This is a genomic window from Pseudomonas sp. SMV71 (assembly GCF_052042015.1).
Taxonomy (GTDB): Bacteria; Pseudomonadota; Gammaproteobacteria; order Pseudomonadales; family Pseudomonadaceae; genus Aquipseudomonas.
This window is the reverse complement of sequence record NZ_JBKGGU010000001.1, coordinates 145,202-166,003: the sequence shown is the minus strand read 5'-3', so window position 1 is coordinate 166,003 and position 20,802 is coordinate 145,202. Positions and strand designations below refer to the sequence as shown.

General features: G+C 63.2%; 18 protein-coding genes. 15 read left to right on the top strand and 3 right to left on the bottom strand.

The features are described 5' to 3' along the window. Window positions 1–7 precede the first annotated feature (7 nt). From ACLEJQ_RS00835 to ACLEJQ_RS00770, 14 genes are all read left to right on the top strand, one after another. A complete protein-coding gene (locus ACLEJQ_RS00835; protein ID WP_440791283.1) occupies window positions 8–1,630 on the top strand; it encodes a methyl-accepting chemotaxis protein in 1,623 nt (540 codons plus the stop codon). Then, complete coding sequence (locus ACLEJQ_RS00830) at window positions 1,630–2,166, top strand: chemotaxis protein CheW (protein ID WP_440791281.1); 537 nt, start codon at window positions 1,630–1,632, stop codon at window positions 2,164–2,166. The genes ACLEJQ_RS00835 and ACLEJQ_RS00830 overlap by 1 nt, the downstream gene beginning before the upstream one ends. Next, complete coding sequence (locus tag ACLEJQ_RS00825; RefSeq protein WP_440791279.1) at window positions 2,163–3,434, top strand: CheR family methyltransferase; 1,272 nt, start codon at window positions 2,163–2,165, stop codon at window positions 3,432–3,434. Before ACLEJQ_RS00830 ends, ACLEJQ_RS00825 begins: the two co-directional genes overlap by 4 nt. Further along, entirely contained in the window at window positions 3,431–4,102 is a 672-nt protein-coding gene (locus tag ACLEJQ_RS00820; protein ID WP_440791277.1) for a chemotaxis protein CheW, read from the top strand. The genes ACLEJQ_RS00825 and ACLEJQ_RS00820 overlap by 4 nt, the downstream gene beginning before the upstream one ends. Then, complete coding sequence (locus ACLEJQ_RS00815) at window positions 4,099–6,378, top strand: hybrid sensor histidine kinase/response regulator (protein ID WP_440791275.1); 2,280 nt, start codon at window positions 4,099–4,101, stop codon at window positions 6,376–6,378. The genes ACLEJQ_RS00820 and ACLEJQ_RS00815 overlap by 4 nt, the downstream gene beginning before the upstream one ends. Beyond that, the gene (locus tag ACLEJQ_RS00810) at window positions 6,375–7,385 is read left to right on the top strand and encodes a chemotaxis response regulator protein-glutamate methylesterase (RefSeq protein ID WP_440791273.1); all 1,011 of its coding nucleotides are present in this window, start codon (window positions 6,375–6,377) and stop codon (window positions 7,383–7,385) included. Before ACLEJQ_RS00815 ends, ACLEJQ_RS00810 begins: the two co-directional genes overlap by 4 nt. A 44-nt stretch (window positions 7,386–7,429) precedes the next feature. Then, on the top strand, window positions 7,430–8,431 hold the full coding sequence (locus tag ACLEJQ_RS00805) for a diguanylate cyclase domain-containing protein (RefSeq protein WP_440791271.1): 1,002 nt from the start codon (window positions 7,430–7,432) through the stop codon (window positions 8,429–8,431). Window positions 8,432–8,737: 306 nt separating this feature from the next. Beyond that, a protein-coding gene (gene prfB / locus ACLEJQ_RS00800) for a peptide chain release factor 2 (RefSeq protein WP_440791269.1) occupies window positions 8,738–9,833 on the top strand; the annotation gives its coding sequence in 2 pieces (ribosomal slippage) (window positions 8,738–8,809 and window positions 8,811–9,833; 1,095 coding nt in all). A gap of 109 nt (window positions 9,834–9,942) precedes the next feature. Continuing rightward, window positions 9,943–11,445: a lysine--tRNA ligase gene (gene lysS, locus ACLEJQ_RS00795; RefSeq protein ID WP_440791267.1), complete on the top strand. Its 1,503-nt coding sequence runs from the start codon at window positions 9,943–9,945 to the stop codon at window positions 11,443–11,445. Between the two features lie 101 nt (window positions 11,446–11,546). Then, window positions 11,547–12,263, top strand: coding sequence for a TetR/AcrR family transcriptional regulator (locus tag ACLEJQ_RS00790; RefSeq protein ID WP_440791265.1), 717 nt, complete (start codon window positions 11,547–11,549; stop codon window positions 12,261–12,263). 156 nt (window positions 12,264–12,419) lie between these two features. After that, the gene (locus ACLEJQ_RS00785; RefSeq protein WP_440791263.1) at window positions 12,420–12,977 is read left to right on the top strand and encodes a hypothetical protein; all 558 of its coding nucleotides are present in this window, start codon (window positions 12,420–12,422) and stop codon (window positions 12,975–12,977) included. Window positions 12,978–13,012: 35 nt separating this feature from the next. Beyond that, the gene (locus ACLEJQ_RS00780; protein WP_440791261.1) at window positions 13,013–14,290 is read left to right on the top strand and encodes a flavohemoglobin expression-modulating QEGLA motif protein; all 1,278 of its coding nucleotides are present in this window, start codon (window positions 13,013–13,015) and stop codon (window positions 14,288–14,290) included. Between the two features lie 145 nt (window positions 14,291–14,435). Further along, the gene (locus ACLEJQ_RS00775; RefSeq protein ID WP_440791259.1) at window positions 14,436–15,341 is read left to right on the top strand and encodes an alpha/beta hydrolase; all 906 of its coding nucleotides are present in this window, start codon (window positions 14,436–14,438) and stop codon (window positions 15,339–15,341) included. Beyond that, a complete protein-coding gene (locus tag ACLEJQ_RS00770; RefSeq protein ID WP_041024802.1) occupies window positions 15,338–15,667 on the top strand; it encodes a hypothetical protein in 330 nt (109 codons plus the stop codon). Before ACLEJQ_RS00775 ends, ACLEJQ_RS00770 begins: the two co-directional genes overlap by 4 nt. A gap of 198 nt (window positions 15,668–15,865) precedes the next feature. Here the strand turns inward: ACLEJQ_RS00770 and ACLEJQ_RS00765 are convergent, their stop codons facing one another. From ACLEJQ_RS00765 to ACLEJQ_RS00755, 3 genes are all read right to left on the bottom strand, one after another. Next, entirely contained in the window at window positions 15,866–16,654 is a 789-nt protein-coding gene (locus ACLEJQ_RS00765; RefSeq protein ID WP_440791636.1) for an OmpA family protein, read from the bottom strand. Window positions 16,655–16,706: 52 nt separating this feature from the next. Next, window positions 16,707–17,120 (bottom strand): DUF4398 domain-containing protein, encoded by a 414-nt coding sequence (locus ACLEJQ_RS00760; RefSeq protein WP_440791257.1) that lies wholly within the window; start codon window positions 17,118–17,120, stop codon window positions 16,707–16,709. Window positions 17,121–17,404: 284 nt separating this feature from the next. Continuing rightward, window positions 17,405–17,749, bottom strand: a complete 345-nt coding sequence (locus ACLEJQ_RS00755) for a pilin assembly protein (protein WP_440791255.1) — start codon at window positions 17,747–17,749, stop codon at window positions 17,405–17,407. 205 nt (window positions 17,750–17,954) lie between these two features. Here ACLEJQ_RS00755 and ppc point away from each other — a divergent pair, with 205 nt between their 5' ends. Further along, complete coding sequence (gene ppc, locus ACLEJQ_RS00750; protein ID WP_440791253.1) at window positions 17,955–20,585, top strand: phosphoenolpyruvate carboxylase; 2,631 nt, start codon at window positions 17,955–17,957, stop codon at window positions 20,583–20,585. Window positions 20,586–20,802 lie beyond the last annotated feature (217 nt).

Below are 20,802 nucleotides of genomic sequence, written 5' to 3'. Positions count from 1 at the left end.
TTTTACTGTGAAGAACTGGACGTTGCGCCAACGCATCCTGGCGAGTTTTGCAGTCATCATCGCCATCATGCTGCTGATGGTGGTGGTCTCCTATTCACGGTTGCTGAAAATCCAGGAAAGCGAAGAAAAGGTACGGGCCGATGCGGTGCCGGGGGTCTATTACAGCTCCATGATTCGCGGCGGTTGGGTCGACAGCTATGTCTTGACCCAGCAGATCGTCGGTCTTTCGGGGAACCGGGAAATCACCGCCGACGACACGGCCCGCTACCAGGGCTTCGAGCGGCACCTGCGCGAAGAAATACAGAACTATCAGAAGCTGATCCAGAACCCTGCCGACCAGGCCTCCTTCGATGAGTTCGAGGCCCAGCACCAAGCGTTCAACCTGGCCATGGCGAAGGTCTTGGATCTGTACCAGCGCAAGGACTACGAAGGAGCGCGGCAGGCACTGGAGAAGGAGCTGACGCCGGCCTGGATTGGCGGGCGCACGCACTTGAATCACATCATCGAGCGCAACCGTGAACTGGCGCAAAGCGCGACCGAGACCATCGGCGATGCTGTCACCGCGGCCAAGGTCGCCATGGGCCTGTCGTTTCTCGTCGCACTGGTCATCGCTTTGCTCTGCGGCTTGCTGTTGATGCGCGCGATCATGGCGCCGATGAATCGCATCGTCGAGATCCTCGAAGTCATGCGCACGGGCGACCTGAGCGGGCGCCTGAACCTGGCGCGCAAGGACGAATTCGGCGCGGTGGAGACCGGTTTCAACGACATGATGACCGAGCTGACGGCGCTGGTCTCCCAGGCCCAGCGTTCCTCGGTGCAGGTCACCACCTCGGTGACCGAGATCGCCGCCACTTCCCGCGAGCAACAGGCCACGGCCACCGAAACCGCCGCCACCACTACCGAGATCGGCGCGACCTCCAGGGAAATCGCCGCCACTTCTCGGGACCTGGTGCGCACCATGACCGAAGTGTCCACTGCCGCCGACCAGGCCTCGGTAGCTGCCGGCTCCGGCCAGCAAGGCCTGGCGCGGATGGAGGAAACCATGCACTCGGTGATGGGCGCCGCCGACCTGGTGAACGCCAAGCTGGCGATCCTCAACGAGAAGGCCGGCAACATCAACCAGGTGGTGACCACCATCGTCAAGGTGGCTGACCAGACCAATCTGCTGTCGCTCAACGCCGCCATCGAAGCCGAGAAGGCTGGTGAATACGGACGCGGTTTCGCCGTGGTCGCCACGCAAGTGCGGCGGCTGGCTGACCAGACGGCCGTGGCAACCTATGACATCGAGCAAATGGTCCGTGAGATCCAGTCCGCCGTTTCGGCCGGCGTAATGGGCATGGACAAGTTCTCCGAAGAGGTGCGCCGGGGCATGGCCGAAGTGCAGCAGGTGGGCGAGCAACTGTCGCAGATCATCCATCAGGTCCAGGCCCTTGCACCGCGGGTGCTGATGGTCAACGAGGGCATGCAGGCCCAGGCCACCGGCGCCGAGCAGATCAACCATGCCCTGGTGCAACTGGGCGATGCCAGCAGCCAGACGGTGGAGTCGCTGCGCCAGGCCAGTTCCGCCATCGACGAGCTGAGCCAGGTGGCCGTAGGGCTGCGCAGCGGCGTCTCGCGTTTCAAAATCTGATGGGCGAATCAGAGACCAGGCGCGGTGCGGCGCCGGCGGCCCGCCAGGCGTTGTTCCTGGTGTTCTGCATCGGCGGCGAACGCTATGCCCTGCAGGCCACCGATGTCGTGGAGGTGTTGCCGCGCCTGTCCCTCAAGCCCATTGCCCGAGCGCCGTCCTGGGTGGCGGGTGTGTTTGCCTGGCGCGGGACCGTAGTACCGGTGATCGACCTCTGTGCCTTGACGTTCGGGCGGCGCGCCGAGGCCCGTACCAGCACGCGCCTGGTGCTGGTCAACTATCGACCCGACGTCGAGCCAACGGCGCGAGTGTTGGGGCTGATCCTCGAACAAGCCACCGACACGTTGCGCTGTGACCCGGCGGATTTTCAGCCCTATGGCCTGGAAAACCGCCAAGCGCCGTATCTCGGCCCGGTGCGCGAAGATGCTCAAGGATTGCTGCAATGGGTGCGGGTCAACGACCTGCTGGACGAGTCGGTCCGCGCCATGTTGTTCCCTACGCCTGCGCTGAACCTCGATGATTTCGAGGACCTGACATGAACAACGACCAGCGTTTTTTCGATTTTCTCAAGGAGCGCATCGGCCTGGATGTAACGTCCGTCGGCACCGCTATCATCGAGCGGGCGTTGCGCCAGCGTACCGCTGCCGTGCCCGGACGGTCCGCCGATGATTATTGGCAGTGCCTGCAACATTCCGCACAGGAACAACAGGCGCTGATCGAGGCGGTGATCGTCCCGGAGACCTGGTTCTTCCGCTATCCGGAATCCTTTGCGACCCTCGCCAGGCTGGCGCTCAAGCGCCTCGCCGAGATCAGGCACCTGCGAGCCTTGCGCATCCTCAGTCTGCCGTGTTCCACCGGTGAAGAGCCTTATTCCATTGCCATGGCGCTGCTTGACGCAGGCCTTGGGGCCCATCAATTCAAGGTGGACGGGCTGGACGTCAGCCCCGCGTCGGTGGAGCGTGCGCGGCAGGCACTGTATGGCAGGAACTCCTTCCGTGGCGCAGACCTGGTGTTCCGCGAACGGCATTTCACCGCCGAAAACGAGGGCTATCGCCTCAGCGAGCGGGTGCGGGAACAGGTCCGTTTGCAGGTGGGGAACCTGTTGGATCCGGCCTTGCTGGCGAACGAAGCGCCCTACGATTTCGTGTTCTGTCGCAACCTGCTGATCTATTTCGACCAACCGACTCAGCAGCAGGTGTTCGAAGTGCTCAAGCGCCTGACGCATCAGGACGGCGTGTTGTTCATCGGCCCCGCCGAAGGCAGTTTGCTGGGCCGCCTGGGCATGCGCTCGATCGGGGTGGCCCAGTCGTTCGCCTTCAGCCGCCAGGGTGTGCCCGAATCGCAGCCTCAGCCACAGCCGGCGTTGATGCCGACGCCGTTGCCGGTTCGCCAGCCTGCGGCCCGGGTCGTTCCGGCGCCGGTCCGGCCCCGCCCGTTTGCCACCAGTACCGCGCCGATCGCCGTGCCCAAGGGCAGCGACGCCGCGACCTTGCTGGCGCAGATTACCGCCCTGGCCAACAGTGGCAAGAGCGCCGAGGCCCGCGCCGCCTGCGAGCACTACCTGCGCAACCACGAACCCAAGGCCCAGGTGTTCTACTGGCTGGGGCTGCTCAGCGACATGGCCGGCAGTGCGCTTGAAGCCCAGGGCTTTTATCGCAAGGCACTTTATCTCGAACCGCAGCATGCCGAGGCCCTGGTGCATCTGGCGGCGCTGCTGGCTTCTCAGGGAGACGCGGCCGGAGCCCGTCGATTGCAGGATCGCGCTGCCCGCAGCGGGCGCGCGACAGACAGTGAGCGTAAACGATGAGCGGTTCGGCTCCTTACAAGGTCACCCACGATGAGGCCCAGGTCATCGACGATTGCTGGAACCGCATCGGGGTGCACGGCGACAAATCCTGCCCATTGCTGGCCGAGCATATCCATTGCCGCAACTGCTCGGTGTATTCGGCTGCCGCGACCCGGCTGCTGGACCGCTATGCCTTGCAGCAAGAGGATCGGCAACCGGCCCGCGCTGCGCCGGACAGCGAGATTGTCACGCGTTCGCTGTTGATGTTTCGCCTTGGCGAGGAGTGGTTGGGCCTGACCACTCGCAGCCTGGTGGAAGTGGCGCCGTTGCAGCCGATCCACTCCTTGTCCCACCAGCGCTCGCGAGCCTTGCTGGGCGTGGCGAACGTGCGCGGCGCCCTGGTGGCCTGCCTGTCGCTGGTGGAATTGCTGGATCTGGAACCCGGCGCGGCGGTGCAGGCCGGCGCAAGGATCATGCCGCGCATGTTGATTGTCGCCGCCAAGGGCGGGCCGGTGGTGGTGCCGGTGGACGAAGTGGACGGTATCCATGCCATCGACGAGCGGATCCTGGCGAGTGCTTCGCAATCGGCGGGCAAATACACCCGCGGCGTACTGCCCTACAAGGGGCGCAGCCTGCGCTGGCTGGACGAGGAACAGTTGCTCGCCGCCGTGGCCCGGAGCCTGTCATGACCCCTGACCAGATGCGCGACGCCTCGCTGTTGGAACTGTTCAGCCTGGAAGCCGAGGCCCAGGTCCAGGTGCTCAGTACCGGATTGCTGGCCCTGGAACGTGATCCGACCCAGGCCGAATACCTGGAATCGTGCATGCGCGCGGCGCATTCGCTCAAGGGCGCGGCGCGCATCGTCGGCGTAGACGCCGGGGTCAGCGTGGCGCACGTCATGGAAGATTGCCTGGTCGGCGCCCAGCAGCGGCGCCTGGTGCTGAGTGCCGAACACATCGATGCCTTGCTGCGAGGCACCGACCTGCTGACGCGTATCGCTACACCGGGCAACGACGTGGGCGCGCCGGACATTGAGGCCTATGTGGCGATGATGACGCGTCTGGTTGACCCGGATGCGCCGCAGGTTCCCCTGGTGGCGCAGACTCCGGTGGCGCCGACGGAAATCCAGACGCCCGTCGAACCGGTGCGTGTCGAGGTGCCTGAAGCAGCACTCGATGCGCCAACGGAACCAGCCCCCCGCAACAGGCGGGTCACCGACAGTGGCGAGCGGATCCTGCGCGTCACCGCTGAACGCTTGAACAGCTTGCTCGACCTGTCGAGCAAATCCCTGGTGGAAACCCAGCGCCTGCAACCCTGGCTTGCGGCGATGCAGCGGCTCAAGCGCCAGCAAAGCAACGGCCTGCGAGCCCTTGAAGCGCTGAACGTGCACCTCAAGGACCACGCGCTGAGCCTGCAAGCCCAGGAGGCCCTTGGCGATGCCCGGCGGATGCTGGCTGAAACCCAGCAATTGCTGACGGACAAGACCGCCGAGCTGGACGAGTTCGCCTGGCAGGCCGGCCAGCGTGCCCAGGTGCTGTATGACACGGCGCTGGCCTGCCGCATGCGTCCGTTTGCCGATGTGCTCTCGGGCCAGGTGCGCATGGTTCGCGACCTGGGTCGCAGCCTGGGCAAACAGGTACGCCTGGAAGTCGAAGGCGAGAAAACCCAGGTCGACCGTGACGTGCTGGAAAAACTCGAAGCGCCGCTGACCCATCTGCTGCGTAACGCAGTCGACCATGGTATCGAGAGCCCGGAACAGCGGATGCTGGCCGGCAAGCCCGCCGAAGGCGTGATTCGCCTGCGCGCCTCCCATCAGGCCGGCCTGCTGGTACTGGAGCTGGCGGACGATGGCGCTGGCGTGGACCTGGAAAAGGTCCGCCGCAGCGTCGTCGAGCGCGGCCTTTCTCCCGAGCACACCGCCGCCAGCCTGAGCGAAGAGGAGCTGCTGACCTTCCTGTTCCTGCCCGGTTTCAGCCTGCGGGACAAAGTCACCGAAGTTTCGGGGCGGGGCGTGGGCCTCGATGCCGTCCAGCACATGGTCCGGCAGTTGCGCGGTGCGGTGGTGCTGGAGCAGACGGCGGGCGAGGGCAGTCGTTTCCATCTCGAAGTGCCGCTGACGCTGTCGGTGGTGCGCAGCCTGGTGGTGGAGGTCGGCGGTGAAGCCTACGCCTTCCCCCTGGCCCACATCGAGCGCATGTGCGACCTGGCCCCGGAAGATATCGTCCAGGTCGAGGGGCGCCAGCATTTCTGGCACGAAGGCCGGCATGTCGGGCTGGTCGCGGCGAGCCAGTTGCTCAATCGCCCGGCGACCCAGAACAGCGGCCAGACCCTCAAGGTCGTGGTGATCCGAGAGCGCGAGACGATCTACGGCGTGGCGGTGGAGCGGTTCATCGGCGAGCGGACCCTGGTGGTCCTGCCGCTGGACGAACGCCTGGGCAAGGTCCAGGACATTTCCGCCGGGGCCTTGCTGGACGACGGTTCGGTGGTGTTGATCATCGACGTCGAAGACCTGCTGCGCTCGGTGGACAAGTTGCTCGACACCGGGCGCCTGGAACGCATCGCCCGGCAGAACCAGGCCCAGGCCCCGCGCAAGCGGATCCTGGTGGTGGACGACTCGCTGACCGTACGCGAGCTGCAACGCAAGCTGTTGCGGGGGCGCGGCTACGACGTGGCGGTGGCGGTGGACGGCATGGACGGTTGGAACGCCTTGCGCTCGGAAGAGTTCGATCTGCTGATCACCGACATCGACATGCCGCGCATGGACGGTATCGAACTGGTCTCGCTGCTGCGGCGCGACAACCGCCTGCAATCGTTGCCGGTGATGGTGGTGTCCTACAAGGATCGCGAGGAAGATCGCCGTCGTGGCCTGGACGCCGGAGCCGACTATTATCTAGCCAAGGCGAGTTTCCACGACGACGCCTTGCTCGATGCCGTGGTCGAATTGATCGGAGGGGCCCGCGCTTGAAGATCGCCATCGTCAATGACATGCCCCTGGCGGTCGAAGCCCTGCGCCGCGCCCTGGCGTTCGAGCCGGCGCACCAGTTGGTCTGGGTGGCCGCCAACGGCGCCGAAGCGGTGCAACGCAGCGCCGAATATACCCCGGACCTGATCCTGATGGACCTGTTCATGCCGATCATGGATGGGGTGGAGGCCACCCGGCGGATCATGGCCGAGACGCCATGTGCCATTTTGATCGTCACCGGTGACAGTCAGCAGAACGTCCACCGCGTGTTCGAGGCCATGGGCCACGGCGCACTGGATGTCGTCGATACGCCGGCCCTCGGGGTCGGCAAGCCGCAGGACGCCGCGGCACCGCTGCTGCGCAAGATCACCAACATCGGCTGGTTGATCGGTGAGCGCAACAAGCATGAGCGCCCGGCTCAGGCGGCCCAGCGTTGCGCCGTGTCGCGCAACAGCCTGGTAGCGATCGGTTCATCGGCGGGCGGGCCGGCGGCGCTGGAGGTGCTGCTCAAGGCACTGCCTCGCAACTTCGAACCGGCCATCGTGCTGGTCCAGCATGTGGACGAGGTGTTTGCCGCCGGCATGGCGCAGTGGCTGGGTAGCGCGTCGGGCCATAAGGTTCGCCTGGCGGTGCACGGCGAGACGCCACAAAGCGGCACGGTGCTGCTGGCCGGGACCAATCACCATCTGCGTTTGTTGAAGGACGGCACCCTGGCTTACACCGCCGAGCCGGTGAACGAGATCTACCGACCCTCCATCGATGTGTTCTTCGAAAGTGTCGCCCAGTTCTGGAGCGGTGACGCAGTAGGCGTCCTGCTCACCGGGATGGGGCGCGACGGTGCCCAAGGGCTTAGACTCATGCGCCAGCAAGGCTGCGTGACCATCGCCCAGGACCAGCGCAGCAGCGCGGTGTACGGCATGCCGAAAGCGGCGGCCGCTGTCGACGCCGCTACCCATATCCTTGCCCTGGACGATATTGCACCACGGCTGTTGAAGATATTTACCCAATGACAAGCTCCGGCAGCCTTGTCCCTAGCCGTACTCAGGTAAGTCCCATGAATGAATTACAGCTCGACGAATTCAAGAGCGATGAAAATGCCGCCATGGTCCTGCTCGTCGACGACCAGGCCATGATCGGCGAGGCAGTGCGGCGCGGGCTGGCGGATGAGGAAAACATCGACTTCCATTTCTGTTCCGACCCGCACCAGGCTGTCGCCCATGCGATCCGTATCAAGCCTACGGTGATTCTCCAGGACCTGGTGATGCCTGGTCTCGATGGCCTGAGCCTGGTGCGTGACTACCGCAACCACCCGGCCACCCGGGATATTCCGATCATTGTCTTGTCCACCAAGGAAGACCCGCTGATCAAGAGCGCGGCGTTCGCGGCCGGGGCCAATGATTACCTGGTGAAGTTACCGGACAACATCGAGCTGGTGGCGCGCATCCGCTATCACTCGCGCTCCTACATGATGTTGTTGCAGCGTGACGCGGCCTATCGCGCCCTGCGGGTCAGCCAGCAGCAGCTGCTCGACACCAACCTGGTGCTGCAACGCCTGATGAACTCCGATGGCCTGACCGGGCTCTCGAACCGCCGGCACTTCGACGAATACCTGGAGCTGGAGTGGCGGCGGGCGTTGCGCGACCAGAGCCAGCTGTCGCTGCTGATGATCGACGTGGACTACTTCAAATCCTACAACGACAACTTCGGTCACCTGGATGGGGATGAGGCCCTGCGCAAGGTCGCTACGGCCATCCGCGAGGCGTGCAGCCGGCCCTCCGACCTGCCGGCCCGCTACGGCGGCGAGGAGTTCGCCCTGGTCCTGCCCAGCACCTCGCCCGGCGGCGCACGGCTGATGGCCGAGAAACTCCGGCAGAGCGTCGCGGCCCTGCAAATCCCCCACGCCACGCCGAACGGCGGCCAGTACCTGACCGTCAGTATCGGCGTCTCGACCGTGACCCCGCAGCAGGGCGGTGATTACCGGCAAGTGATCTCTGCGGCAGACAAGGGCCTGTACATGGCCAAGCACAATGGGCGCAATCGGGTGGGGGTGGAGTAGCCCCTCGCGGACGAAGATGCTTCTGTGGCGAGGGAGCTTGCTCCCGCTGGGCTGCGCAGCAGCGCCAAAACCGACGACTCAATCGTCCCGACACACCGCGCCGCCTGGTTTCAGGGCCGCTTCGCGCCCCGGCGGGAGCAAGCTCCCTCGCCACGGGAACTGCACAGCACCTGCACTTTGGTGCCCACACGGTCTGCACAGGGGTTGCACATTGGTGCCCCTAAAGCCGCCAGGCGGGCTGCCGCTGGCGCTTGATTACGTTATACTCGCCGGCTTTCAAAAGTTCGCCAACGAGTGCTGCCCGCCATGGAAATCAACCCGATCCTGAACACCATCAAGGACCTGTCCGAGCGCTCCGAAACTATTCGGGGGTATCTTTGACTACGATCAAAAGCATGAGCGCCTGACTGAAGTCAACCGCGAGCTTGAAGATCCGAGTGTCTGGAACAACCCTTCGTACGCCCAGGAACTGGGCCGCGAGCGTTCTGCCCTGGCGCAGATCGTCGAAACCCTGGACGAGCTGTCCAGCGGCCTGGCCGATTGCCGCGACCTGCTCGACATGGCTGTCGAAGAAGCCGACGAAGGCGCGGTCGGTGATGTCGTCGCCGAGCTGGCGCGCCTCGAGGAGTCCCTGGCCAAGCTGGAATTCCGTCGCATGTTCAGCGGTGAGATGGACATGAACAACGCCTACCTGGACATCCAGGCCGGCTCCGGCGGTACCGAAGCTCAGGACTGGGCCAACATCCTGCTGCGCATGTACCTGCGCTGGGCCGACAAGCGCGGTTTCGATGCGACCATCATGGAGCTGTCGGCCGGTGAAGTCGCCGGGATCAAGGGCGCCACCGTGCACATCAAGGGTGAATACGCCTTTGGCTGGCTGCGTACGGAGATTGGCGTGCACCGCCTGGTGCGCAAGAGTCCGTTCGACTCCGGCAACCGTCGCCACACCTCGTTCTCGGCGGTGTTCGTTTCGCCGGAAATTGATGACAACATTGAAATCGAGATCAACCCGGCGGACCTGCGCATCGACACCTACCGCTCTTCGGGCGCCGGTGGCCAGCACGTCAACACCACTGACTCGGCCGTACGGATCACCCACGTACCGACCAACACCGTGGTCAGTTGCCAGAACGAGCGCTCCCAGCACGCCAACAAAGACACCGCGATGAAGATGTTGCGGGCCCGTTTGTACGAGCAGGAAGTGCAGAAGCGCAACGCGGCGTCCCAGGCCCTGGAAGACACCAAGTCCGACATCGGCTGGGGTCACCAGATCCGTTCGTACGTGCTCGACGCCTCGCGGATCAAGGACCTGCGCACCAATATCGAACGCAGCGACTGCGACAAGGTGCTCGACGGCGACATCGACGAATACCTGGAAGCGAGCCTCAAGCAAGGGCTTTGACGCGACAACCATGCGCCGGACGGGCACGCTTGCACGATGAAGCGAGGCTTGCCGGCAAACTCCGGCCGGGGGCCGGAGGCAACGAACCTGTGATGGAATCCTTAAAGACATGAGCGACCTAGAACTCGACCCGCAAGCCCTGCAACAGGAAGAAAACTCCCTGATCGCCCTGCGCAAGGAAAAGCTTGCTGCCGAGCGCGCCAAGGGCCAGGCCTTCCCGAATGATTTCCGCCGCGACGCGTATTGCGACGTGTTGCAGAAGCAATACGCGGACAAGACCAAGGAAGAGCTGGCCGAGGCGGCGATCCCCGTCAAGGTGGCCGGTCGCATCATGCTCAACCGCGGGTCGTTCATGGTGATCCAGGACATGACCGGGCGCATCCAGGTCTACGTCAATCGCAAGACGCTGCCGGAAGAAACCCTGGCCGCCGTCAAGACCTGGGACCTGGGCGATATCATCGCCGCCGAAGGCACCTTGGCCCGTTCCGGCAAGGGCGACCTGTACGTTGAAATGACCAGCGTGCGCCTGCTGACCAAATCCCTGCGACCGCTGCCGGACAAGCACCACGGCCTGACCGACACCGAGCAGCGCTATCGCCAGCGCTACGTCGACCTGATCGTCAATGAAGACGTGCGCCAGACGTTCCGCGTGCGCTCGCAGGTCATTGCCCACATCCGCAGCTTCCTGATGAAGCGTGACTTCCTCGAAGTCGAGACGCCGATGCTGCAGACCATCCCCGGCGGTGCGGCGGCCAAGCCGTTCGAGACCCACCACAACGCCTTGGACATGGAAATGTTCCTGCGCATCGCGCCCGAGCTGTACCTCAAGCGTCTGGTGGTCGGTGGCTTCGAGAAGGTCTTCGAGATCAACCGCAACTTCCGTAACGAAGGCGTTTCGACCCGGCACAACCCCGAGTTCACCATGCTCGAGTTCTACCAGGCCTACGCCGATTACAAAGACAACATGGATCTGACCGAGGAACTGTTCCGCGAGCTGGCACAGCTTGTTCTCGGCAGCACCGACGTGCCGTACGGCGACAAGGTGTTCCACTTTGGCGAGCCGTTCGCGCGGCTGTCGGTGTTCGATTCGATTCTCAAGTACAACCCGGACATCACCGCCGCCGATCTGCAGGACGTCGACAAGGCGCGGGCCATTGCCAAGAAGGCCGGCGCCAAGGTGCTCGGCTTCGAAGGCCTGGGCAAGCTGCAAGTGATGATTTTCGAAGAGCTGGTCGAGCATAAGCTGGAGCAGCCGCATTTCATCACCCAATACCCGTTCGAAGTTTCGCCGCTGGCCCGTCGCAACGACGAAAACCCGAGCGTGACCGACCGCTTCGAGCTGTTCATAGGCGGCCGTGAAATCGCCAACGCCTACTCCGAGCTCAACGACGCCGAAGACCAGGCCGAGCGCTTCATGGCCCAGGTGGCCGACAAGGACGCGGGTGATGACGAAGCCATGCACTACGACGCCGATTTCGTGCGCGCCCTGGAGTACGGCATGCCGCCGACCGCCGGTGAGGGCATCGGGATCGATCGCCTGGTGATGTTGCTGACCAACTCACCGTCGATCCGGGATGTCATTCTCTTCCCGCACATGCGGCCTCAAGCGTAAGTGCTTCAATTAAAAAGCCGCCTCGATGGGCGGCTTTTTATTGCCTGTCTGGTACAAACGTATCAAATGGTTACTTGTGAAACAGCGAGGAAAGACCTGTCGTGAATCGTGCAATGGCTTCAGAAGGTGCAGCGGGCGTCGCCACGGCTGTCGCTGAAAGTGTTCAGTACCAGGGTCGCAAGGCCAGCCGGCAGGGCAGTGAGCAGCGTCGCCAGGAAATTCTCGACGCGGCCATGCGCATCGTGGTGCGCGACGGCGTGCGGGCCGTGCGCCATCGTGCCGTGGCCGCCGAAGCGGGCGTGCCACTGTCGGCCACCACTTACTATTTCAAGGACATCGATGACCTGCTCACCGATACCTTCGCCCAGTATGTGGAGCGCAGTGCCGCGTTCATGGCCAAGCTGTGGACCAACAAGGAAGGCCTTTTGCGGGAAATGGTCGCCTACGGGGACGGCAGCGCCGAGTCCCGCTCACAACTGGCGGACGATATGGCGCGCCTGGCCGCCGATTACGTGCAACACCAGCTGCATACCCGTCGTGAGTACCTGATGGCCGAGCAAGCCTTTCGCCAGGAGGCACTCCTTAACCCCCGGCTGGCTGAACTGGTGCGTTCCCATCAGCAGATCCTGCTGCAAGGTACCTGTCAGATTTTCCAGGTACTGGGCTCGCGCGATCCGCAACAGGATGCCAAAGTGTTGACGGCGATTATCGGTCGGATGGAATATCAAGGCTTGCTCAATGGCGCCGAGCCGGTGGCCGATGAAGACATGCTCGGCATCCTGACCCGCTACATGCACCTGGTATTGGCGTCGGTGTAAACCCATTTTTGGGGGGGCACCATTGTCTTGTGGCGAGGGAGCTTGCTCCCGCTTGAGTGCGCAGCACTCACAAAATGGGGCCGCTGCGCAGCCCAGCGGGAGCAAGCTCCCTCGCCACAAGAGAGACAAAAGCGTCGTCTACCATAGGGAGTTCAAATGAAAGCCTGGCGTGCCGTTGTACTGGCCGTGTCGTTGCTGCTGCTGCTCAGTGGCTGTCTGGTGTCTTTCAAGGCGCCGTTGCCTGACAGCGAAGCCGCGCCCAAGGGCCTGCTCGGTCACTGGACCAGCACCAATGCCTGGGGCGAGCCGCTGAATCTTGAACTCACCCAGGTCAGCAAGCATCATTACCAGGCCATCAGCTACTTCCGGGCCCGCCCCCAGGAGCGCGAAGCCATCCCCCTGACCGTCTCCCGACATGGCAGCCGCTGGTACCTGTCGGCCAAGGTGCCGGCCCGATTCGGCGGCCATTACATCATCGCCGGTTTTGAACTGACCGATCGGCAGGAACTGGTGGTCTACAACCTGGACCTGGAGCAGATCAACCAGGCCATCGGCCAGAAGCGGCTCAGCGGCCAGGCGAACCCGAGCGATGAAGGTGATGGCGTGCTGATAGACAGCGACATGCGCACGGTCTTCCGTTACCTCGACGATCCGGCCAATTCCGATGTGTTCTCCGAGGCCGTGCGCTACCGGCGGCTGGACAAAACCCAATAACGCAGCAGGCAGACGTTTTTTCACAGGAGTTCCGGGTGGACGATTACCAGCAGACGATACGCACCTTGTCCGATCGCATTGTGCTGGCGCAAACGCCGATTCGCATCCTCGATGCGGTGAAGTGGGACGAGAACATCCGCAAGGGGTTCCTTAAGGCCAAGGGCAAGGAAATGCCTGCGGTGGACCGCGATTATTACCTCAACCGGCCGCTGTCCTTCGATTCCAGCAAAGTGAAGCTGGAGTTCCAGAACATCGAGCGCGACATCACCCGCCAACTCGGGCAGTTCAACCCAGTGGGCCAGATCATGCGCCGCATGTGCAAGGAATACCGCATGGTGGTGCGCATGCTCGAAGCCCGTGGGACCGAGGATTTCGGGCTGATTTCCCAGGAGTTGTATGGCGCCGCGTCCGACGCGTTCCATGCCGGCGACCCGACCCTGGCCGACCTGGGCCTGATGCTATCCGACTACTTGAACAACATCGACGGCCGTGGCGACTTGAAGGACGAGCCCAAGGTGCTCAGTGCCAAGGAAGCCGTCGATCTGCTGCAACACCGCCTGAACCGGGTCTTCGGCGAGGCCGAGGAAACCATTCGGGTGTACGAGTCCGATGGCATCGTGGCCGACGCGGCGGCGGGCGCCGACTACATCAAGATCCGCACCGATGCGATGTTCAACGAGCGCGACGTGCGGGCCCTGGAAGTCCATGAAGGACTGGTGCATGTCGGCACCACACTCAACGGCCTGAACCAGCCGATCTGCACCTTCCTGTCCAAGGGGCCACCCTCGTCCACGGTGACCCAGGAGGGCCTGGCGATCCTCATGGAAATCATCACCTTCGCCTCCTACCCGAGTCGGCTGCGCAAACTCACCAACCGCACCCGCGCGATCCACATGGTGGAGGAGGGCGCCGACTTTCTGCAGGTCTTCGAATTCTTCCGTGAGCAAGGCTTCGAGATGGCGGAAAGCTACGGCAACGCCAGCCGGGTTTTCCGTGGCTCGGTGCCGACCGGTCTGCCATTCACCAAAGACTTGTCCTACCTCAAGGGCTTCATCATGGTTTACAACTACATTCAGCTGGCCGTGCGCAAAGGCAAGCTGGAACAAGTGCCGCTGCTGTTCTGCGGCAAGACCACCCTTGAAGACATGCGCACCCTGCGGCAACTGGTGGATGAGGGCCTGGTCGTACCGCCCAAATACCTGCCCGAGCAATTTCGCGACATGAACGCGCTGTCGGCCTGGATGTGTTTCTCCAACTTCCTGAACCACCTGAGCCTGGATCGGATCGAAGCGGATTATTCCAATATCCTTTAACCACAACGCGGTCAAAAATGTGGGAGCGAGCTTGCTCGCGATAGCGGTTGTTCAGTCGACATAGATGTTGAATGTTCGACCGTCATCGCGAGCAAGCTCGCACCCACAGGTCCTGCATTTCAACCCTCCATCGAGGCTTCACCGGATGCGAACCCTCGGCATTATCTGCCTGCTATTGACACTCAGTGGTTGCAGTTCGCTGCTGTTCTACCCCGAGCGCGGCCTGCCGTTCACCCCGGAGCGGGCCAGACTCGACTACCGCGACGTGACTCTTGTCACCGCCGACGGCCTCAAGCTCCACGGCTGGTGGTTGCCGGTCAAAAAGGGCGTCGAGGTCAAAGGCACGGTGCTGCACCTGCACGGCAATGGCGGCAACCTGGCCTGGCACCTGGGTGGCAGTTGGTGGTTGCCGGAACAGGGTTATCAGGTGTTGATGGTGGATTACCGGGGGTACGGCGTGTCTGAAGGCGAGCCGAGCCTGCCGGCGATTTACCAGGACATCGATGCGGCCTTCAACTGGCTCGACCAGTCGCCCGAGGTCCAGGGCAAGCCACTGGTGTTGCTCGGCCAGAGCCTGGGTGGCGCGCTGGCAGTGCATTACCTGGTGGAGCATCCACAGCGCCAGCGTCAGCTCAAGGCCCTGGTGCTCGATGGCGTACCTGCCAGCTATCGCGACGTCGGGCGTTTCGCCTTGAGTACTTCATGGTTGACCTGGGCCTTCCAGGTGCCGTTGTCCTGGCTGGTGCCCGACGGTGACAGTGCCATCGGCTCGATCGCGCAACTGAGCGAGGTGCCGAAACTGATCTACCACAGTCTCGATGATCCCATCGTGCCGCTTTCCAATGGCATTCGTCTGTATCAAGCTGCGCCGCCGCCCAGGGTCTTGCAATTGACCCGCGGCGGGCACGTGCAGACATTCGCCGACCCGACCTGGCGCACCGTGATGCTGCGCTACCTCGACGACCCCCGGCATTTCGACGGCCTGCGTCGCCTGGGCGAAGTGCCGAATTATCCGAAATCACCCGCTGAATCCCCAGAGAGCCCGCAATGAGCGAAGAACGTAACGCCATCCCCCTGATCATCACCGGCATCTGTAGCATCCTCGGCACCGTCGCGGTGCTGTGGTACTACGGCTACCTGCACTTCGCCAAGCCCGAGGATGCGCTGCTGCTCAACGAGTTCACCATGCTCAAGACCGTGCCGGGCGAAGACTACAAAGTTTCCCTGGAGCCGGCGCCCCAGGTGGCCCAGTGCATCGACGGCGTGCTGGTGTTGTTCGACACCGAACAGAAAGGCCTGACCGGCGTATTGGTCAACGAGAAGAAGCGCGCCGTGCGCTGCATGGGGCAGGAGACGCCGCAGAAGCTTCAGCCGTAATGCTCTGAATGTCGGTGATCCCTGTGGGAGCGAGCCTGCTCGCGATAGCGGTGGGACAACCAGTTATGAGTTGACTGGTTCACCGCAATCGCGAGCAGGTTCGCTCCCACAGGGAATGTGTTCAGTCGAATTATGTGACAGCCCATAAAAAGCCCCGCCTGATCGCTCAGGCGGGGCTTTTGCGTTGCACTCAGCCGATCAGTTGGCGCTCATGCTCGAACGCGGGGCGACGGGCTGGTTGTCGTTGGAAATGGTCACTTCCACACGACGGTTCATGGCACGGCCCGAGACGCTGGTGTTGTCGGCGACCGGGAATTCCTTGCCGTAACCCTGGGTCACGATACGGGCCGGATCGACGCCCATTTTCACCAGGGCGGTACGCACCGAGCTGGCGCGACGCTCGGACAGCGACTGGTTGTAGGAATCCGAACCGGTGCTGTCGGTGTAACCCTCGATGATCACCTTACGGTCCGGGTTTTCCTGGAGGAATTGCGCCAGTTTGTTCACATTGGACACGCCGCTGGCACGCAGGTCGGACTTGTTGGTGGCAAACAGCACGTCGCCGAAGGTCACCAGGGTGCCGCGTTCGGTCTGCTTGGCGTTCAGGCTGTCCTGCAGTTTCTTGATCTGCGCGTTGCGTGCGTCGAGCAAGGCGCGGGCGCGTTCGTCGCCGGCGTTTTTCAACGCGGCTTCGGCGTTGCGCAGGGCGATGGTCTGCTTGGCCACTTCAACGCGCTGGTTGGTCAGGTAGGCCAGTTGGTCGACCTTGGCTTCGTCTTCCTTGTCCAGGTAGGCCTTGTCAGCCTTGGCCAGGAAGTCGGCAGCGTCCTTGGTTTCCAGGGCGGCGACCTTGGTGGCGGCCGGGTCGGCCTGCAGGCCGTTGTAGTTGGTGCGAGCCTGTTCCAGGTTGGCGTTCGGATCGTGAGAGCAAGCGGCCAGTGCAACGCAAGCGGCGAGCAGGGCGGGCATCATCAAATGTTTGTGCATCATAGTCTGTCGTCCTTTTATCAATGGGCAATACGTCGTGGCGTGAACAGGTTTACTGAATCTTGTTCATGCCTTCCTGACGCAGTTCCTGAACCCCTTTCTGGGAATCCTTGAGCGCTTGTTCAGCCTTGGCGGCCTGGGCCTTGCGTTCGGCGACGCGGGCGTCCCACTCGGCCTGTTCGGCCAGACGCTTGGCTTCGTCGTATTTCTTGTCGTGCATGGCCAGCTCGGCTTGCTTGAGCTTGTCCTGGGCGGACTTCATTTCCACGGCGGCGAATTCGGTACCGCCTGCGGTGACGGCGCTGTTGACCGCCGATTGGGTCACGGCGTACTGCTCCGAAGGCGGGTTGCCAGCGCAACCGGCCAGGATGAAGCCGCTACCGATGGCCAGGGCAGCCAATTTCAGGCCACGCAGGCCCGCGGATGAGGGTTTGGCAGTGCAGGTATTCATAGGCTTCAACTCCATTGGAAAACTCCTGAAAAAAACTACATATCCATGCCGAGGCATCAGCCATGACGTCTAGGTGGCGCTGGCGCCAAGGGTGTTTATCAAACGACCGTTCCAGCATGGTTATTCGGTGTGACCTGAAGCTTTTTTCAAAAGTTCAGCGGGGATGGCCAATCGCCAAAAAGCAATTGCTGACTGATCGGTCAGCGCTAAAAAGCTGAACTTTCCAGGCGCGCGGTGGTATCCCCGGCACTTGTCGCGCAGTCAGGACAGTGTGCCGGGAGACGCAATGGGGGAGGCTTTCAGTGTTTCGACTTGTCAGTCTGGGAAGTGAGTTGCTGTAGGTGTCGACGGGACAAGGCGAGGAATCGCGGGGTCGGGCCGACGTCTTCGTACAGCGGGTCGCCTTCCTCATCGGTGGAGACGACTTGCGAACCCTTGACGTATGGGAAGCTCGCCTCAAGCTCTTCCAGCGCTGCGCCGATCAATTCACCCAACAGTTCTTCGGGCTGACGCTTGGGGTACATGTCGCAGATCGCCGCCAGGCGGGCGGCCGCTTCCATGTCCAGATGAATCGTATAGCCGGTCTGGGTCAAGCGACCCTTGGCATTCTGTTCCCAGTGCTGGGCAAGCTCGCGGATTTTCATGATGACCTCAATCAGCCTGCTCGTGGCGGCGCGGTGAGTGACAAGCCGTTGTGTGGCTTATTCATCAGACTAGCTTTGTCCTACAAGGTTTACAGACCCTTCGTCGCTTGTCATAAACGATCAGCATCGGCACTCTTTACCCAGTGCGTCTATCTCAATGTGTCTAATCCGATCGCTGTCCGGACCTTTTGCTGGAGAACTGCTGATGACCGATATCGATGCGCGTCTGCGCGAGGATGTTCACCTGCTCGGCGAACTGCTGGGCAATACCATCCGCGAGCAGTACGGGGACACGTTTCTCGACAAGATCGAACAGATCCGCAAGGGCGCCAAGGCCGACCGCCGTGGCTCCGTGGACGCCGAGCTCAGCGCCAGTCTCAATCAATTGAGCGAAGACGAATTGCTGCCCGTGGCGCGGGCATTCAACCAGTTTCTCAACCTCGCCAACATCGCCGAGCAGTACCAGTTGATCCACCGCCGCGAGGAATCGCAGCCGGCGCCCTTCGAGGCGCGGGTCCTGCCTGAGCTGCTCGGCCGACTGCGGGCCGAGGGGCATGGCGCCGAGTCCCTGGCCCGACAGTTGGCGCGCCTGGAGATCGAACTGGTGCTCACGGCCCACCCTACGGAAGTGGCGCGCCGCACCCTGATCCAGAAATACGATGCCATTGCCGCGCAACTGGCAGCCCAGGATCACCGCGACCTGACCAGCGCCGAGCGCGCCCAGATTCACCAACGCCTGCAGCGGCTGATCGCCGAAGCCTGGCACACCGAAGAAATCCGCCGCACCCGGCCGACGCCGGTCGACGAGGCGAAGTGGGGATTCGCGGTGATCGAGCATTCGCTGTGGCAGGCCATTCCCAATTACCTGCGCAAGGCCGACCAGGCCCTGCACGCCGCCACGGGGCTGCGCCTGCCTCTGGAAGCGGCGCCGATCCGCTTCGCTTCGTGGATGGGCGGTGACCGTGACGGCAACCCGAATGTCACCGCGGCGGTGACTCGTGAGGTTTTGCTACTGGCGCGCTGGATGGCGGCAGATCTTTATCTGCGGGACGTCGACCACCTCGCTGCCGAGCTGTCCATGCAGAAAGCCAGCGAGGCCTTGCGTGCCCAGGCGGGCGACAGCGCAGAACCCTATCGCGCCGTGCTCAAGCAACTGCGTGAGCGCCTGCGCGCCACGCGCAACTGGGCCCAAGCTTCCCTGAAGTCCGCCACGCCGGTCACCGCCGACGTGTTGCAGAACAACCGCGAACTGCTGGAGCCGCTGGAGCTGTGCTATCAGTCACTGCATGAATGCGGGATGGGTGTGATTGCCGACGGGCCGCTGCTCGATTGTCTGCGCCGGGCGGTCACCTTCGGCTTGTTCCTGGTGCGCCTCGACGTGCGCCAGGATTCGACGCGCCATACCGCGGCCATGACCGAAATAACCGATTACCTGGGTCTTGGCCGCTACGAGGACTGGAACGAAGAACAGCGCATCAGCTTTTTGCTGGAAGAGCTGAACAACCGCCGTCCATTGCTGCCGGCGCATTTCAAGCCCTCGGCCGATACGGCGGAAGTCCTCGCCACTTGCCGGGAAGTCGCTGCGGCGCCGGCGGCGTCCCTGGGGTCGTACGTTATTTCCATGGCCGGCGCGGCTTCCGATGTACTCGCGGTGCAGCTGTTGTTGAAAGAGTCCGGCGTGCTGCGGCCGATGCGCGTGGTGCCGCTGTTCGAAACCCTGGCCGACCTGGACAACGCCGGGCCGGTGATCGAGCGATTGTTGCTGCTGCCGGGCTATCGCTCGCGGCTGCAAGGGCCGCAGGAAGTAATGATCGGCTATTCCGATTCGGCCAAGGATGCCGGGACCACCGCGGCGGCCTGGGCGCAGTATCGGGCCCAGGAACGCCTGGTGGAGATCTGCCGCGAGCAGCAGGTCGAACTGCTGCTGTTCCACGGTCGCGGTGGCACCGTGGGGCGTGGCGGCGGTCCGGCGCACGCGGCGATCCTGTCCCAGCCGCCGGGCTCGGTAGCCGGGCGCTTCCGTACCACGGAACAGGGCGAAATGATTCGTTTCAAATTCGGCCTGCCGGACATCGCCGAACAGAATCTCAATCTTTATCTGGCCGCCGTGCTGGAGGCGACGCTGTTGCCACCGCCGCCGCCGACGCCGCAATGGCGAGACCTGATGGACGAGCTCGCCACAGATGGCGTCAACGCCTACCGCGCCGTGGTGCGGGAGAACCCGCAATTCGTCGAGTACTTTCGTCAGTCCACGCCGGAGCAGGAGCTGGGCCGCTTGCCCCTCGGCAGCCGGCCGGCCAAGCGCCGGGCAGGCGGGATCGAGAGCCTACGGGCCATTCCGTGGATCTTCGGCTGGACCCAGACCCGCCTGATGTTGCCGGCCTGGCTCGGCTGGGAAACCGCACTGGGCAAGGCGCTGGAGCGCGGCGAAGGCGCCTTGCTGGCCCAGATGCGCGAGCAATGGCCGTTTTTCCGGACCCGCATCGATATGCTGGAAATGGTGCTGGCCAAGGCGGATGCCGATATCGCCCGCTCCTACGACGAACGTCTGGTGGAACCTGAACTGTTGCCTTTGGGTGCGCACTTACGCGACCTATTGTCGCAGGCCTGCTCCGTTGTACTCGGGTTGACCGGTCAGTCGCAGCTACTGGCACATAGCCCGGAGACCCTGGAATTCATCCGCCTGCGCAACACCTACCTCGACCCGCTGCACCTGTTACAGGCTGAACTGCTGGCGCGCTCACGTAAGCCGGAAGTCGCCCAGGGCAGCCCCGTGGAACAGGCGTTGCTGGTGTCTGTGGCAGGGATTGCCGCCGGTTTGCGCAACACCGGCTAAAGTCAGATAGCCTACCGAAACGGCCCGCCCACAGGCTCGTGGCGTTCCCCGGCAGGAGGAGGCAACAGGTCGGCCAGGCGACAGTTTGTTGTCGGGTTGCGACGCTTGCAACCTCCTCCGAAGGTCGCGCCGGGGGCCGGTTCCTCCGACTTTTGGCGGCTTGTGTGGGTGGGGCCTGCTGTGTATCTTGATCAGCCTTTGGCCGTTTGGGCGGTCA